General features: G+C 71.0%; 11 protein-coding genes. 5 read left to right on the top strand and 6 right to left on the bottom strand.

Translation table 11 applies throughout. The features are described 5' to 3' along the window. Positions 1 to 85: 85 nt before the first annotated feature. The 3 genes from SGFS_RS50500 to SGFS_RS50490 are packed head-to-tail and all read left to right on the top strand — an operon-like array spanning position 86 to position 3,377. Positions 86 to 1,459 (top strand): extracellular solute-binding protein, encoded by a 1,374-nt coding sequence (locus tag SGFS_RS50500; RefSeq protein WP_286259590.1) that lies wholly within the window; start codon positions 86 to 88, stop codon positions 1,457 to 1,459. A 2-nt stretch (positions 1,460 to 1,461) separates the two neighbouring features. Further along, positions 1,462 to 2,478 (top strand): carbohydrate ABC transporter permease, encoded by a 1,017-nt coding sequence (locus SGFS_RS50495; protein ID WP_286259588.1) that lies wholly within the window; start codon positions 1,462 to 1,464, stop codon positions 2,476 to 2,478. After that, positions 2,475 to 3,377 carry a carbohydrate ABC transporter permease gene (locus SGFS_RS50490; RefSeq protein ID WP_286259587.1) on the top strand — a complete coding sequence of 301 codons (903 nt, stop codon included), beginning with the start codon at positions 2,475 to 2,477 and terminating at the stop codon, positions 3,375 to 3,377. The genes SGFS_RS50495 and SGFS_RS50490 overlap by 4 nt, the downstream gene beginning before the upstream one ends. On the opposite strand, the gene SGFS_RS50485 is transcribed toward SGFS_RS50490, so the two are convergent. Further along, positions 3,341 to 5,626: a glycoside hydrolase family 3 N-terminal domain-containing protein gene (locus SGFS_RS50485; RefSeq protein ID WP_434028167.1), complete on the bottom strand. Its 2,286-nt coding sequence runs from the start codon at positions 5,624 to 5,626 to the stop codon at positions 3,341 to 3,343. The genes SGFS_RS50490 and SGFS_RS50485 overlap by 37 nt on opposite strands. Positions 5,627 to 5,704: 78 nt before the next feature. Next, the gene (locus SGFS_RS50480) at positions 5,705 to 6,736 is read right to left on the bottom strand and encodes a BadF/BadG/BcrA/BcrD ATPase family protein (RefSeq protein ID WP_286259586.1); all 1,032 of its coding nucleotides are present in this window, start codon (positions 6,734 to 6,736) and stop codon (positions 5,705 to 5,707) included. Between the two features lie 22 nt (positions 6,737 to 6,758). Here SGFS_RS50480 and SGFS_RS50475 point away from each other — a divergent pair, with 22 nt between their 5' ends. Beyond that, the gene (locus SGFS_RS50475) at positions 6,759 to 8,039 is read left to right on the top strand and encodes a glycoside hydrolase 5 family protein (RefSeq protein ID WP_434028250.1); all 1,281 of its coding nucleotides are present in this window, start codon (positions 6,759 to 6,761) and stop codon (positions 8,037 to 8,039) included. A gap of 22 nt (positions 8,040 to 8,061) precedes the next feature. Here SGFS_RS50475 and SGFS_RS50470 read toward each other — a convergent pair whose 3' ends face one another. The 3 genes from SGFS_RS50470 to SGFS_RS50460 form a co-directional block, all read right to left on the bottom strand. After that, the gene (locus tag SGFS_RS50470; RefSeq protein WP_286259584.1) at positions 8,062 to 9,555 is read right to left on the bottom strand and encodes a glycoside hydrolase family 3 N-terminal domain-containing protein; all 1,494 of its coding nucleotides are present in this window, start codon (positions 9,553 to 9,555) and stop codon (positions 8,062 to 8,064) included. Between the two features lie 73 nt (positions 9,556 to 9,628). After that, positions 9,629 to 9,847: a hypothetical protein gene (locus SGFS_RS50465; protein WP_286259582.1), complete on the bottom strand. Its 219-nt coding sequence runs from the start codon at positions 9,845 to 9,847 to the stop codon at positions 9,629 to 9,631. 85 nt (positions 9,848 to 9,932) lie between these two features. Then, a complete protein-coding gene (locus tag SGFS_RS50460) occupies positions 9,933 to 11,450 on the bottom strand; it encodes a hypothetical protein (RefSeq protein WP_286259580.1) in 1,518 nt (505 codons plus the stop codon). A 540-nt stretch (positions 11,451 to 11,990) separates the two neighbouring features. Here SGFS_RS50460 and SGFS_RS50455 point away from each other — a divergent pair. Beyond that, positions 11,991 to 14,210 carry a M4 family metallopeptidase gene (locus SGFS_RS50455; protein WP_286260431.1) on the top strand — a complete coding sequence of 740 codons (2,220 nt, stop codon included), beginning with the start codon at positions 11,991 to 11,993 and terminating at the stop codon, positions 14,208 to 14,210. A 93-nt stretch (positions 14,211 to 14,303) separates the two neighbouring features. Here SGFS_RS50455 and SGFS_RS50450 read toward each other — a convergent pair whose 3' ends face one another. Further along, complete coding sequence (locus SGFS_RS50450) at positions 14,304 to 14,804, bottom strand: GNAT family N-acetyltransferase (RefSeq protein WP_286259577.1); 501 nt, start codon at positions 14,802 to 14,804, stop codon at positions 14,304 to 14,306. Positions 14,805 to 14,854: the final 50 nt, after the last annotated feature.

Here is a 14,854-nt window from a genome sequence, read left to right as displayed (position 1 = left end):
GTCCACCTTTTCATCAATCGAAGTCCAAGTTGGTGATTTGAACCAGCAGCTGGGTCCAGCGGGCTGACTGATCGCAGGAGGCAACATGCGCGCGAGAAGAGTGACCGGATGCGTGGCGGGCGTCATCGCCCTCACCCTGACCGCCGCCGGCTGCGGCCTGTCGGGCGGTGGTTCCGACAGCGGGGACGCCACGGCCGGCGGCTGCAAGGTCGACCAGGGCAACGTCGGTTCCGGGAAGCTCACGGGGGACGTCAAGGGGAAGATCACCTTCCAGACGACCAACCTGAAGAAGGACTTCGGCGGCTACTTCAACGGAGTCATCAAGGCTTTCGAGAAGGCCCACCCGGACACCACCGTGAAGTGGGTCGACGACCCGGGCGACGCCACGTTCACCCAGCGCCTGGTGGCGGACGCACAGGGCTGCACGCTGCCGGACGTGGTGAACATCAACGTCAACACGGCGATCGCGCTCACCAAGAACGGCTATCTGCTGGACCTCGACAAGAAGGCACCGGACGCGGGCGAACCGTTCGTGCCCAACCTGTGGAAGTCGAGCATGTACGCGGACGCCTCGGGCTCCAAGGCGCACAGCGTGCTGCCCTGGTACTCCGGCGGCATCGTGCAGACCTTCAACACCGACCTGATGAAGAAGGCGGGCCTGGATCCGGCCAAACCTCCGACGACCGTCCTCGGGCTGTTCGAGGACGCCGAGAAGATAGCGAAGGTCTCGGACGGCAAGTACTACGCGTTCCTCGCCAATCCGCAGCTGCGCATCCCGGCCGACTGGCAGCAGATGGACATCAAGGTCCTGTCCTCCGACGGCAAGAAGTTCACCTTCGCCGACGACCCGAAGACCGCGCGGTGGGTCGAGGCCATGACGAAGCTCTACAAGAGCGGCGGCATGCCGAGGGACTCGCTCTCCTCCACCCAGGACCCCGCCAATGTCTACGGTCAGGGCAAGCTGGTCTACGGCCCGACGAACCCCAACTTCCTGCGGTTCATCCAGCAGAACAACCCGAGCGTCTACAAGAAGACCGGTGTCGCCCGCTTCATGCTGGACGACCTGGGCCACACCGTCGGCGCCCCGCAGTACATCGGCGTCGCGTCGACCAGCAAGAACGCGGCGACCGCGCTGTCCTTCGCCCAGTTCCTGACCAACGCGCGGAACCAGCTGGAGTGGGCGAAGGACCCGAACGTGGTCATCTTCCCCTCCACCACGGCCTCCCTCGACGACCCGTTCTTCCAGTCGGTGAAGGGCGACGACCCGTTCGCCGAGGCCCGCAAGATCGTCGCCAGTGACCGCAAGACCTCGACGGCCGACGAGATCGCCCTGACGCCCGGCGAGTTGAACGCCATCACGGCCCAGATCCAGCTGGCCATGCAGGGCAAGAAGAGCGCCCAGGACGCCTTGGACGAGGCCCAGAAGAAGGCCAACGAGCTGATCGAGCAGGGCAGCTGAGTATGACCACCCTCTCTCCCCCCACCAAGGGATCGGGGGTCGCGCTCCCCCGCGGCCCCCGACCCGGGGAACCGAGCGGCCGGCGCCGCCTGCTCCGGGCCGTCAGGCCCGGACCCACCGCCGACGCGGGCGGCGCCGCGCTCTACCGTCGCTGGTGGCTGCCGTGGCTGTGGATGTCACCGGCGATCGTCGGCGTCACCGTCTTCGGCGTGTACCCGTTCCTCAACACGCTGCTGCTGTCCTTCACCGACGCCAAACCGCTCGGCGGAGCCGCCTCGTTCGTGGGCCTGGACAACTACACGCGCATGCTGGGCGACTCCGACTTCTGGCTCGCCACCCGCAACAGCGTGCTGTACGCGCTGATCGTGGTCCCGCTGATGGTGCTGCTGCCGCTGATGCTGGCCGTGCTGGTGGAGAAGAACCTGCCGGGCATCGGCTTCTTCCGCTCCGCCTTCTACACCCCGGTCCTCGCCTCCAGCGTGGTCGTCGGTCTCAGCTGGCAGTGGCTGCTCAGCGACCAGGGCCTGGTCAACACATGGCTGCAGAAGGCCCACCTGATCAGGTCGGCGATCCCTTTCCTGTCCGACTCCTGGCTGATCCTGCTGTGCGCGATGGGGCTCACCCTGTGGAAGGGCCTCGGCTGGTACATGATCTTCTACCTGGCCGCGCTGGGGAATGTGCCCAAGGAGCTGCACGAGGCCGCCGCCGTGGACGGCGCGGGCGCGATCCGCCGCTTCTGGCACGTCACCATGCCCGGCGTACGCACCTCGATGATGCTCGTCGGCACCCTCACCGGCATCGGCTCGCTGCGCGTGTTCACCGAGATCTACATGCTCGGCGGCTCCACCGGCGGTCCCGGCGGCGCCGACCGCACCCTCCCCTTCTACATCCGGGACGTCGCCCTCGACCCGCTGACCGGTAATGCCGGTTACGGCTCGGCGGTCAGCGTCGCCCTCTTCGTACTCACCCTGGGCCTCACGCTGCTCGCTCAGCGCCTGACGAAGGAGGACGAGGCATGACGACGACAGCCGTGACGTCCGTGGAGCCCACGGAGGAGAAGCGGCGGCGCCTGATGCCGCGCTGGCGGGACTACGGTCGCCCGCGCGAACTCGTCGTCCGCTACCTGCTGTTGCTGTTCGTCCTCGGCATCACCATCGGCCCGCTGCTCTGGCAGCTGCTGTCGTCGCTGAAGGGCGTCGGCGAGGACGTGTTCGGCTCGAACGCCTCCCTCTTCCCGCGTGATCCGACCCTGCGCGCCTACCGCGAGGTGTTCGCCCAGGTCCCGGTGTGGACCTACATCCGCAACAGCCTGGCCGTCGTCGTGCTGTCGGTCACCAGCCAGCTGGTCTTCTCCACGCTCGCCGGCTACATGCTCTCCAAGCCGAGCTGGAAGGGCCGCAAGCTGGTCTGGGTGCTGCTGATGGCGTCCATGATGTTCCCCTTCGAATCGATCATGGTCTCGCTGTTCCTCAGCATCCGCGACCTGGGCCTGGTCGACAACGTGGTCGGGGTCTGGCTGCCCGGCTTCGTCGCGGCCATCAACGTCCTCATCATGCGGGCCGCGTTCCTCGCCGTACCGCGCGAGATCGAGGACGCGGCGATGCTGGACGGGGCGGGCGAGTGGAAGCGGTTCCGGTATCTGTATCTGCCGTCCGCGTGGGGCGCGATCCTCGTCGTCACCATCAACACCTTCATCAGCGCCTGGGACGACTTCCTCTGGCCCCTGATCGTGCTGCGTACCGAGGACCACTTCACCCTCACACTGGGCCTGTCCCGTCTGCAGTCCTCGTCCTTCGGCTACGACCAGCGGATGGTGATGGCGGGCTCGGTGATCTCCGTGATCCCGGTGCTGGTGCTGTTCGTGATCACCCAGCGGTGGTTCTACAAGGGGGTCTCCTCCGGGGCCGTGAAGCTCTGAGGGCGGTCTCTCAGGTCCAGGACCAGGGGCGCCGCGGTGAGCGCCGCCCGCGCGGACTCGGCGACGCGGATCTCGACGGCACCGGCCCCGGGGGGCACGTCGAAGGACAGTGAGACCGTACGGCGCTCACCCGGCGCAAGGTTGACACCCTCGAACGCGCACAGTTCGAGGGTGCGCGGCCATACGGGAGTGATCAGCCGCCGGAGGTACACCTGGACGACCGCACGCCCGTGCCGTCTCCCGGTGTTGGTGACGTCGACCTCGACGGCGGACCCCACGAGGCGTGGTGTGCCGTACGCGAAACTCGTGTACGACAGCCCGTGCCCGAAGGAGTGGAGCGGCTCGGCGCTCTCGTCCACGTAGGCGCCGTACTCGGTGTCCTTGTGGTTGTAGTAGACGGGGAGTTGGGCGACCGAGCGCGGCACCGAGACGGGCAGTCGGCCCGTGGGGTCCGCGAGTCCCAGCAGCACCTCGGCGATCGCGTCGCCGCCCCACGGGCCCGGATACCAGGCGGTGAGCACCGCGCCCCCCGAGTCGGGCACCACGTGCGGGCGGCCCTGGATCAGGACCACCGCCGTCGGCGTACCCGTCGCCACGACCGCGTCCAGGAGCGCGTACTGCGCGGCGCCGAGCCGGAGCCCGGCGAGGTCGACGCCCTCCCCGCAGGTCATCTCGGACACAGCCGTGAGCGCGGCCCCGTTGGCGTCGAACACGGTTCCCGCGGTGCGGGCGCTGCTGCCGCCCAGGACCAGTACGGCCAGGTCGCAGGAGGCGGCCTCGGCGATCGCCTCGGGGATGCCGGAGAGGTCGTCGCCGGTGAGGGAACAGCCCGGGGCATGGCGGATGTCGATGCCGGGCGGGGCGAGCCGCCGCAGCGCGTCGAGCACACTCGCGTCGGCGCCGGGGGGCTGCGGGGCGGTGTAGTCGCCCGACTGATGTGCCGCGGTGGCGGATTGGGGCCCGATGACGGCGATACGGGAGACCGTCGCCGGTACGGGCAGGATGCCGTCGTTGCGCAGGAGGGTGACCGCGGCCCGCGCGAGGGCGGTGCTCACCTGCCTGCCGCCCACGGGCGGCGCCGTCGTCGGACTCCGCTCGTCGAACAGCCCCAGGCGGAACTTCAGACGCAGAACGCGGGCGACGGCGACGTCGAGGGTCTCCTCGCTGACCAGCCCTCGCTCGACCGCCTCCTCCAGATGCGTGAAGCCCTCGTCCCAAAGGCTCAGATCGACACCGGAGTTGAGCGCGAGCGCTCCGGCGGAGATCTTGTCACCGGTGATGCGGGCCAGCCGGTCCACGGCAAGGCCGTCGGCCATGACGAGCCCCTCGAAACCCCAGTCGTCCCTGAGGATTCCGGTGAGCAGGGCCCGGTTGCCGGAGCACGGCACGCCGTCCACCTCGTTGTAGGCGGCCATGACGGCGGCGGCACCGGCCCGGACACCGGCCCGGGCGGCCGGGAGATGGATCTCGTGCAGTTCACGCAGGCCGAGTTCCGATTCCGCGGAGTTGCGGCCGCCGACCGTGGCGCCCTGACCGGCGAAGTGCTTGAGGACGACCGGGGCCTTGTCCGCGGCGAAGAGCTCCCGCGTTCCCTGCATGCCCCGCACCAGTGCCTCGGTCAGCCGGGCCGCGAGGTACGGGTCCTCGCCGAAGCACTCCTCGGTGCGACCCCAGCGCGGGTCCCGGGCGATGTCCAGCGCGGAGACGAGGGCCACATGGCCGCCCCGGGCGCGCAGTTCCGCGGCGGCGTGGGCGGCGGCGCGCTCGTACAGGTCGGGGTCCCAGGTGGCGCCGACGGCCAGATTGACGGGGAGGACCGTGCCGTCGAGGGCCATGTGGCCGTGCGGCACCTCCTCGACGAACAGGGCGGGGATCCCGAGGCGGCTGCGCTCCAGCACATGGCGCTGGACCAGGTCGGCGAGGTCGGCACTGTCCTCGGCGCCGGGTCCCCGGCCGTGCTCGACCCCGGACCAGGCATCGGCGCGCATCAGGCCGTAGAGGGCGCCGAGGCCCGCGAAGCGCTCGGTCTCGGCGTACAGGGCCTCGGTGAGCTCGAAGTCCCCGTCCGGGGTGCGGCGGTAGGCGTCCCAGCCGTACATCCTCTGGTTGAGCTGGCCCACCTTCTCACGCGGGGTCATACGGGAGAGGAGGTCGGTCACGCGGGTGTCGAGGGGGGTGGCCGGGTCGAGGTACGGGGGTTGCGCGGAGGCGTCGGCGGCCGGGGCGCCCGTCCGGTCCTGAGGTGGCATGGGTCGTCCTTGTGGGCGTGGGGAGGGGCCTTGCAGGCCTGGGGTCCGGCGCTGCGGTTGTCGGGTGGGTGAGGCAGGTCAGCCGACGGCGCCGTGGGCGAGGCGGGCCAGGGCGACGGCGCCCGGGGAGCCGTCCGCCACCGGGGTCACGGCGAGTCCGAGGGGGGCCAGGCGTTCGGTCAGCGGGGGTAGCAGGGGGCCGTTCGGGGCGAGCAGGCCGCCGGTGGCGACGAGGGGTTCGCCCGGACGGGGCGCCAGGGCCGCGACGGTCTCGGCCAGGCGCCGGGCGGCCTCCTGGAGGATGTGTACGGCGACGGCGTCCTTCTTCTCGGCCGTGCGCACCACCGCGGGCGCGTGGTCGGCCAGCCGGACGGGAGACCGGTCCATCACTGCGGGCAGCAGGTGGGCACGGTAGGCGGTGCGGCGCTCGGCGCTCCAGTGCGCGGCGTCCGTGACCCCGTAGCCCTCCGGCGGCAGGACCTCCCCGGGCAGCCCGAGGTCCCGGCCGACGGCGAGGACGAGTGCGGTGGGTCCGCTCCGGCCGTCGGCGGCCCGCAGGACCGCCCGTACGGCCGCTCGGCCGATCCAGAAGCCGCCGCCGTCGTCTCCGAGGAGCCAGCCGTCGCCACCGGAGGTCGCGGTCGGCACGCGTCCGGCGATCCGGGCCGCGACCGCGCCGGTGCCGGCCACCAGGACCAGCCCGTCGGCGGGATGACCTGGAGCCGCGGCGAACGTGGTCTCGATGTCGCTGTGGACGCCGACCGTGGCCGCCGCGATGCCGAGCCGGGCGAGCGCGGCGGACAGGGCGGCCCGCGCCCGCAACCGGCCGGGCTCGTCGGCGCCCTGGGCCTGGTGACCGGCCCCCGCGAAACCACCCGCCACCGCGACCACCCGCCCGCGCAGCGCTTCGGGCACGGCTCGGCCGATGGCTTCGGCGAGATGGTCGGCGAGCACCGGCCCGGGCACGGTCAGCGAGTTCCCCGGCCCGGCCGATCCCTCGCCCCGGGTGCGGCCGTCGCCCAGGTCGGCGAGGACGGCACGGGTACGGGTACCACCGGCGTCGAGGCCGACCACGAAGGCGGCGAAAGCTTGGTTCAAATCACTATTCATCGCCGTCCATGGTGGTTGATACATTCGCCGGAGACAAGGTCCATCTCTTGAGGAGGACGCCATCAGCACGCCGCCCTCGCCCGCGCCCACACTCCGCTTCGGGGTCAACTACACCCCACGCCGGGGCTGGTTCCACGCCTGGCACGACTTCGATCCCGGGCTCGCGCGTGAGGATCTGGCGCAGATCGCCGGGCTGGGCCTGGACCACGTCCGGGTCTTCCACCTCTGGCCCCTGCTCCAGCCCAACCGCGCTCTGGTCCGGGCGTCGGCCGTGGACCAGCTCGTCCGGCTGGTGGACCTGGCGGCCGAGTGCGGCCTCGACGTCCTCGTGGACGGCGTCCAGGGCCACCTGTCGAGCTTCGACTTCTACCCGGAGTGGACACGCAGCTGGCACCACCGCAACGTCTTCACCGACCCCGAGGCGATCGAGGCCCAGGCCCTGCTGCTGCGCACGCTCGGCGGCGCCCTCTCCGGCCACCCCCACCTCATCGGCCTCCAGCTCGGCAACGAGCTCAACAACCTGGTCGAGCACAACCCGGTGTCCGTGGCCGAGGTCGACCACTACCTGGACACCCTGCTGGCCGCCGCGCGGGGCGGGCTGGGCGAGGGCGGCGGCCTGGTCACGCACTCGGCGTACGACGCCGCCTGGTACGGCGACGACCACCCCTTCACCCCCGAGGCCTCGGCCCGCAAGGGCGACCTGACCACCGTCCACCCGTGGGTCTTCTCCGCGAACTGCGCCGGCCGCTACGGCCCGCGCTCACCGCAGGTGCACCATCTCGCGGAGTACGGCACGGAACTGGCCGCCGCCTACGCCACCGACCCGGCCCGCCCGGTCTGGGTCCAGGAGACCGGCGCCCCCGAGCCGCACATCCCGGCGGCCGACGCCCCCGACTTCGCCCGCGCGACCCTCCTGAACGCGGCCGGCTGCACACACTTGTGGGGCGTCACCTGGTGGTGCTCCCACGATGTCGACCGCTCCCTGGCCGACTTCCCCGAACTGGAGTACACGCTCGGTCTGTTCGACTCCACGGGCCGCCCCAAACCGATCGCGGAGGCCCTGTCCACCACGGTCGCCGGACTCCGGGCGGCACCGGCGCCTCCCGAGCCCCGCAGCACGGCTCTGGTCCTGGACTGCACCCCGTCCACCCGCTCGGTCTCCGGCCCGGGCGGCGCCTTCTTCGAGGCCTGGATGCGCCTGCGCCAGGAGGGCGCCCGCCCGGCGGTGGTCCTCGCGGAGCGCGCGCAGGACACGGCGTACCTCTCAGCGAGGGGGATCACGGAGTTGATCGAGGGGAAGTGAGAGTGCCGAGGGGCGGACGCCGTCAGAGCGTCCGCCCCGCCAGCACCTCCGCCACCGCCCGCAGATTGACCCGCCCCCGGCCGTACGCGCAGACCGCGCTGCCCGGTTCCGGCAACCCGGTGGAGACCACCAGCGCGTCCGGTCGCGCCGTCGCCAGCATGTCCCGCAGGCGCCTCTGCCAGGGATACAGCTCCGCGTCGCACACGGCGACGACCAGCGGCCGCCCCTGCGCCGCCCGCAGCGCCTCCTCCACGACCGCCCCGACGTCCTCCGGCTCCCCGGCGACCGCCGTCCCCGTGGCCGATACGTCGAGCGCACGCACCTCGGTCAGGAGGTCCTCGCCGCCCCAGTTGAGGGCGGGGTGCGGGGGCGGGAAGCAGTCGACGACATGGGCGCCCGACACCGGTTCCGGCAGCGGTCCGTCGCCGCGTACGGCCCGCCGCGCCGCCGTCAGCCCGGCGTCCGCGTCCCACGCGGCCACGGCACCCGGCCGGTACGGCACCGCGTACCGCAGCGCGAGCCGCCGTACCCGCTCGGCGGCCTCGGTGACGCGCCCCTCTGACAGTTCGCCCCTCCGCAGTGCGTCGAGCACGGCGTCCCGGCAGGCGAGGGTGACCGCCGGATCCGGTACGGCGACGATGACCTGGTCCGCTCCGGCGGCGAGCGCGAGCCGGGCGCCGGCCGCCTCGCCGTAGCGGTCGGCGATGGCCTTCATCTCCAGCGCGTCGCTGACGAGGACGCCGTCGAAGCCGAGTTCGCCGCGCAGCAGCTCGGAGAGGATGCGCGGGCTGAGGGTGGCGGGCCGGTCCGGGTCGAGGGCCGGGAAGACGACATGGGCGCTCATCAGCATGGGCACACCCGCGTCGACGGCGGCCCGGAAGGGCGCGAGGTCGAGCCGGTCGTACGGCCTCGGGTCGACCGCCAGCTCGTGGTGGCTGTCGGTGACGGTCCCGCCGTGGCCGGGGAAGTGCTTGGCGCAGGAGGCCACGCCGCGTGCCTCGGTGGCCTCGATCCAGGCGCGCAGATGCCGGGAGACCAGCCCGGGGTCGCCGCCGAAGGCGCGGGTGCGCACGATCGGGTTCTCGGGACGGCTCTGGACGTCGGCGACGGGGGCGTAGGAGGCGGTGATGCCGAGGGAGAGCAGGTGTCCGGCCAGGGCGTCGGCGCAGGAGGCGGTGAGCCGGGGGTCGTCGGCGACGCCGAGCGCCCAGGAGCCCGGTACCTCGGGGGCGCCCGCGGCCACCAGGTGGCCGATGCCGCCGCCCTCGTTGTCGATCGCGACCAGCAGGTCAGGGCGCAACGCCCGCAGTGTCCCGGTGAGTTCGCGGACCTGGTCGGCGTCGCGGACGTTGCGGGTGAAGAGGATGACCCCGCCGAGCCCACGGTCGACGAGCCGCTTCAGGGGGTCGGGCACGGTCGTCGTCCCGCCGAAGCCCGCGACGAGGCAGCGATGGGCCGCCTCGTCGAGGGCGGCGGGGAGAACCGGGCCGTCGGACCCGGGGGCGGAGTGCGTCACCCCCGGAATCCTCTGGCTCGACAAGCCGAAAGTCAACCTTCAGATGGCTGAATGATTCAACCGCTGTCGGCGGTCAGAGACCCAGCGCGAGCCAGGCCACCTCGGGGGCGAGCACCGGCTGCTCGGGGAGGGCCGGAGGCTCCTCGCCGCGGCCGGTGTGCGTGGGCGGGACGACACTCAGTGCCTTGACTCCACCCGCGGCCCACTCCGCGTCCGTCGCGGGGAGCGACAGGGTCATGCGCCGCCCGTCGGGCAGGGTGGTCTCGAGCTGGGACGGGTCGTTCGTCTGCATGGCAACTCGCTTCCGTCGTACACCATGATGGTCCGGCCTCGCGGTGAAGTACGGACGCACCACGAGAGAAGTTCCCGGTGGGGGATCAGGAGTTCGCGCCGTAGCCCGACGTCATGTAGGCGCACTCCGTGTAGATGTAGCCCGAGGACAGCTTCGCCGTGTCCGTCGCCGGCGTGGAGGTGGAGCCGCTCTTCGGCTTGTGCACGAAGTACGTCGTGCCCGTCGGCAGGCTGATCGTCTTCTGCGGATACTTCTTGTTGTCGTTGCACGGCTTGAAGTTGGTGAGCAGGGTGCTGCTCCACGAGTAGGTGGTGCAGCTGCCGCAGCCCTTCAGCTTGAAGCTGCCCGTGACCGGGCCGGTGTACATCACCGTGATGTCCTCGGGGCTGTCGTTCTTGACCGTGACGGAGATGCTGCCGCCGGAGCGGGTGGTCGGCAGGCGCTTGCCCGCCGCGGGGATCTCCTGGGCGACCTCGGCGGCTATCGCGATCTTCTTGGCGCGGGGCGCGTTCTTGTGGCTCTTGTGGGCGGCGACGAAGTCGTTCATCGACGTCACGGCCTCCTCGAAGTCACCGTCCTTGTACTGGTCCACTCCGCAGGCGTAAACACCCGTCGAAGCCGCGCTGTCCGCTCGGGAGGCGTCGTCGTCGAGCGCCTTGTCGATGCCCGCCTCCGCCCCGCCGAGACCCTGTACCTGGGTGCTCAGCGACTTCAGGCTGTCCACGGCCGCGCAGGGATCGTCGCCGCCGACGTCCTTCACCGCATCGTCGACCACCGCCTTCACGGCCGGTTCCACCTTGGCGGCCTGATCGGATTTCGGGAAGGTGTCGAGGAGGTTGTTGAACATGGTCGACCAGTTGGCGTCGTCGTTGCCGTTCAGGCCGTAGCTGCCGCACTCGTACAGGGAGGTCGCCAGTCGGTCGTCGGGCCAGGTGGCCAGTGAGCCGAGCTCCTTCTTGCTCACCGTACGGGGGACCGTGCGCAGGAACTCCAGGGGCTCGACGGCCTCGCAGTAGTTCTTCTCCTCGTAGGGGGCGCCGACCGTCGTGTAGAAGGTCTTCAGACGGGCGGGGATCTTCTCGGCCGCCCGGGAGTCGGGGTGGTCGGCGGTGAGGCCCTGATAGGCGTTCAGCGCCTTGCGGTACTTGGGCTCGGCCGTGCCGAAGGACTGGCCCGAGGCCTTCTCGACCAGGCCGTCGGCGTCGTCCAGCCGGTCCAGGAGCATCTTCTCGATCGCTTCCTGCCGGGCGCTCTCGTAGAGCACGCCGCTCGCGGCCGGCAGGGCCAGCAGGACCACGCCGAGCAGGATGGCGAGCGGGGAGCTCGTGGGCCACACCAGGCGGGTGCGCAGACCGACGTAGGCGCCGTGCGCGGCCGCGAGGAGCAGGAACAGGCCGTACAAGGCGAGCGTTCCGCCCGAGACGCCGTCCGGGTCGGCCGGCAGCACCACGAACAGGAGGACGGCCGTCGCCGCCCAGCAGACCAGCATCAGCAGCCAGCGGCGCATGAAGGCGTAACCGAGTCCGAGACCGCTCAGGTTGAGCACGGCCACGGCGGCGGCCCGCAAGCCGTCCGCCGGCGCGGGTGGTGGTGCCGTCGGCATCGGCGGCACCGCGAATGCCCCATATCCTCCCGGATATCCACCAAATCTGTCGTACTGGTCTCCGGACATGCCGTGTCCCCCCGTCAACTACGCCCCCATGGCTACGAATTGTCAGTGTACGGCTGAGACGAGCTGCTGCGACAGTTGGTTCCGGAGGGCGGGACGAGGGTGATATCCGCACCAGTCGGGCGATCAACTCCCCTACTGGGCTTGCGAATTGACCGATCAGCGGAGATTTCCGTTCGGGAAGCGGACGGCTTCCGGCCAAACACTTGATATGCCCCTGACATGCGCCACCCGGGTCTGACACTCTGTGCCCATCCGCCTCACTGAGGCGCACGCGCACCCGCTTCGCAGTTCCGCCTGCACCACCCGACGCAACCAATCCGTGCGCCGGGTCCTTCGTACGGCCGCCCGTCCGACGGCCGCAGCAAAGGAGTTCGCGTGAGAAAGACCCCCCACAGATCCACCGGTACCTCCACCCGCAGGTCTCCCCGCACCCGCCTCGCGGCCACCGCCGCGCTGGTCGCCGCGGCGGCCATGATCACCGCGGCCCTGCCGAGCGCTTCCGCCAGCGCCCGCGACGACGGCACCGAAGGCAGTGCCCGTCCCGCGGCCGCCGCACCGGACCGCGGGTCGCTGCCCGCCAAGCTCAGCCCGGCCCAGCGCAAGAGCCTGATCCAGCGGGCCGAGAAGGCCACGGACAGGACCGCGGGCCGCCTCGGTCTCGGGGCCAAGGAGAAGCTGCGGGTCCGCGACGTCACCAAGGACGCCGACGGCACCGTGCACACGCGTTACGAGCGCACCTACGCCGGTCTTCCCGTGCTCGGTGGCGACCTGGTCGTCCACACCTCGAAGAGCGGCGCCGTCGAGAGCGTCACGCGGGCCCGCAAGGCGAAGCTGAAGGTGTCGGACCTGAGCGCCGACGTCAGCAAGGCCACCGCGGAGAAGCAGGCCGTCGCCGCGGCGAAGAAGGAGGGCTCCACCAAGACCGAGGCGGACAGCGTCCGCAAGGTCGTGTGGGCCGCGAAGGGCACGCCGACGCTCGCGTACGAGACCGTCGTGAGCGGGTTCCAGCACGACGACACCCCCAGTGAGCTGCATGTCGTCACCGACGCGCAGAGCGGCGAGAAGCTGTTCGAGTACGAGGGGGTGCACACCGGCACCGGCAACACCCGCTACAGCGGGACGGTCACGCTCGGCACCAGCCAGTCCGGGTCGTCGTACACGCTGACCGACGCGGAGCGCGGCAACCACCGGACGTACAACCTGAACCGCGGCTCGTCCGGCACGGGCACGCTGTTCAGCGGGTCCGACGACGTCTGGGGCGACGGGACCACCTCCAACCTGGAGACCGCGGGCGCCGACGCGCACTACGGTGCGGCCCTGACCTGGGACTACTACAAGAACGTGCACGGCCGCAACGGGCTGCGCAACGACGGGGTGGCGCCCTACAGCCGGGTCCACTACGGCAACGCGTACGTCAACGCGTTCTGGCAGGACGCCTGCTTCTGCATGACGTACGGCGACGGCTCGGGCAACGCCAACCCGCTGACCTCGATCGACGTGGCCGCGCACGAGATGACGCACGGCCTGACCTCGGTCACCGCCGGGCTCAACTACAGCGGTGAGTCGGGCGGGTTGAACGAGGCGACGTCCGACATCTTCGCCGCCGCGGTCGAGTTCGCCGCCGGCAACGCGAGCGACGTCGGTGACTACCTCGTCGGCGAGAAGATCGACATCAATGGCGACGGCACCCCGCTGCGCTACATGGACAAGCCCAGCAAGGACGGCTCCTCGCGCGACTACTGGTCCTCCACGCTCGGGAACGTCGACGTCCACTACTCCTCGGGTCCGGCGAACCACTGGTTCTACCTCGCCTCCGAGGGCAGCGGCGCCAAGGTCGTCAACGGCGTCTCCTACGACTCGCCGACCTACGACGGTCTTCCGGTGACGCCGATCGGCCGCGCCGCGGCCGAGAAGATCTGGTTCCGGGCGCTGACCACGTACATGACGTCCACGACCAACTACGCGGCCGCCCGCACCGCCACCCTGCAGGCCGCCGCCGACCTGTACGGGCTCGGCTCGGTCACCTACAACAACACCGCCAACGCCTGGGCCGCGATCAACGTCGGCGCCAGGATCCTCGACGGGGTGACGGTGATCCCGCCGGGCAGCCAGTACTCCCTGGTGGGCCAGGCCGTCACGCTGGACGTCCAGGCGTCCTCCACCAACGCCGGCGCGCTCTCCTACGCGGCCACCGGTCTGCCGGACGGGCTGTCCATCGACGCCGCCACCGGACGCGTCTCGGGTACGCCGACCACGGCGGCGAGCTACAGCCCGACGGTCACGGTGACGGACGCGACCGGGGAGACCGGTACGGCGAGCTGGACCTGGCGGGTCGACGAGGAGGGCAACCAGTCGGTCTTCGAGAACACCGCCGACTACCAGATCCCCGACAACAGCACGGTCGAGTCGCCGATCAACGTCAACCGGGCCGGAGCCGCGTCCAACCCGCTCACCGTGGACGTGAACATCGTCCACACCTGGCGCGGTGACCTGGTCATCGACCTCGTGGCGCCGGACGGCACGGAGTACCGGCTGAAGAACTCCTCGTCCTCCGACTCCGCGGACAACGTGATCGCGACCTACACCGTCAACGCCTCCTCGGAGACGGCCGCGGGTGTCTGGAAGCTGCGGGTCCAGGACGTGGCCAGCCTCGACACCGGCTACATCAACAGCTGGAAGCTGACGTTCTGACCCACTGAGGGTTGTTCTTGGACTGAGGGTTCGTCGTCGACAGCGGCGGCCGGTCCCGCGCGAGCGGGGTCGGCCGCCGCCTGCCGTGGGCGCTCACACGGCGCGTTCCATGCACACCAGCTGGTCCCGCTCGTCCCACGACTCGGTGACGGCGAAGCCGAGGCGTTCGTACAGGGCGATGGCCGTGGTCCGCCACTTCCACACCGACAGCCGGACCGTGCCCACGCCGTTCCCGGCGGCGTGCGCGAACGCGGCGTCGATCAGGCCGGACGCGACGCCCCGGCCCCGGAACGCCGGGTCCGTCCAGAGCCGCTTGATCTCCGACCCTCCGCCGGTGGGCGCGGTCACCACCAGACAGCCCACGGCGGTGTCACCGCTCAGCGCCAGCAGCACGACGTCGTCGGCGAACGCCGCCCCCGGGTCGGCGACCTCGGCCCGATACCGCTCCGGCAGCCCGTCCACACCGGCGACGGCCTCGCCCTTCTCGGCCTCCGTCCGCAGGTGGTAGGCCGCGAGCAGCGCGGCGAGCCCGTCGGTGTCGGAATCACTGCTGGCCGTCCAGTGGACGACGGTGATCTCGGCTTGTCCAGTCATGGCCTCAGCATCACACGACGTGCACCACGCGTCGTACGGGGCTGTGGCAG

The sequence above is a fragment of the Streptomyces graminofaciens genome, from assembly GCF_030294945.1.
GTDB lineage: Bacteria > Actinomycetota > Actinomycetes > Streptomycetales > Streptomycetaceae > Streptomyces > Streptomyces graminofaciens.
The sequence above is the reverse complement of the archived record's forward strand: the minus strand, read 5'-3'. Positions and strand labels throughout refer to the sequence as shown.

What these genes read in the sequence shown, in the direction of transcription:
- SGFS_RS50450 (WP_286259577.1), bottom strand. Translation starts at nt 14,804, where the DNA reads ATGACTGGACAAGCCGAGATCACCGTCGTCCACTGGACGGCCAGCAGT.
- SGFS_RS50490 (WP_286259587.1), top strand. Translation starts at nt 2,475, where the DNA reads ATGACGACGACAGCCGTGACGTCCGTGGAGCCCACGGAGGAGAAGCGG.
- SGFS_RS50465 (WP_286259582.1), bottom strand. Translation starts at nt 9,847, where the DNA reads ATGCAGACGAACGACCCGTCCCAGCTCGAGACCACCCTGCCCGACGGG.
- SGFS_RS50455 (WP_286260431.1), top strand. Translation starts at nt 11,991, where the DNA reads ATGATCACCGCGGCCCTGCCGAGCGCTTCCGCCAGCGCCCGCGACGAC.
- SGFS_RS50495 (WP_286259588.1), top strand. Translation starts at nt 1,462, where the DNA reads ATGACCACCCTCTCTCCCCCCACCAAGGGATCGGGGGTCGCGCTCCCC.
- SGFS_RS50480 (WP_286259586.1), bottom strand. Translation starts at nt 6,736, where the DNA reads ATGAATAGTGATTTGAACCAAGCTTTCGCCGCCTTCGTGGTCGGCCTC.
- SGFS_RS50500 (WP_286259590.1), top strand. Translation starts at nt 86, where the DNA reads ATGCGCGCGAGAAGAGTGACCGGATGCGTGGCGGGCGTCATCGCCCTC.
- SGFS_RS50460 (WP_286259580.1), bottom strand. Translation starts at nt 11,450, where the DNA reads ATGCCGACGGCACCACCACCCGCGCCGGCGGACGGCTTGCGGGCCGCC.
- SGFS_RS50485 (WP_434028167.1), bottom strand. Translation starts at nt 5,626, where the DNA reads ATGCCACCTCAGGACCGGACGGGCGCCCCGGCCGCCGACGCCTCCGCG.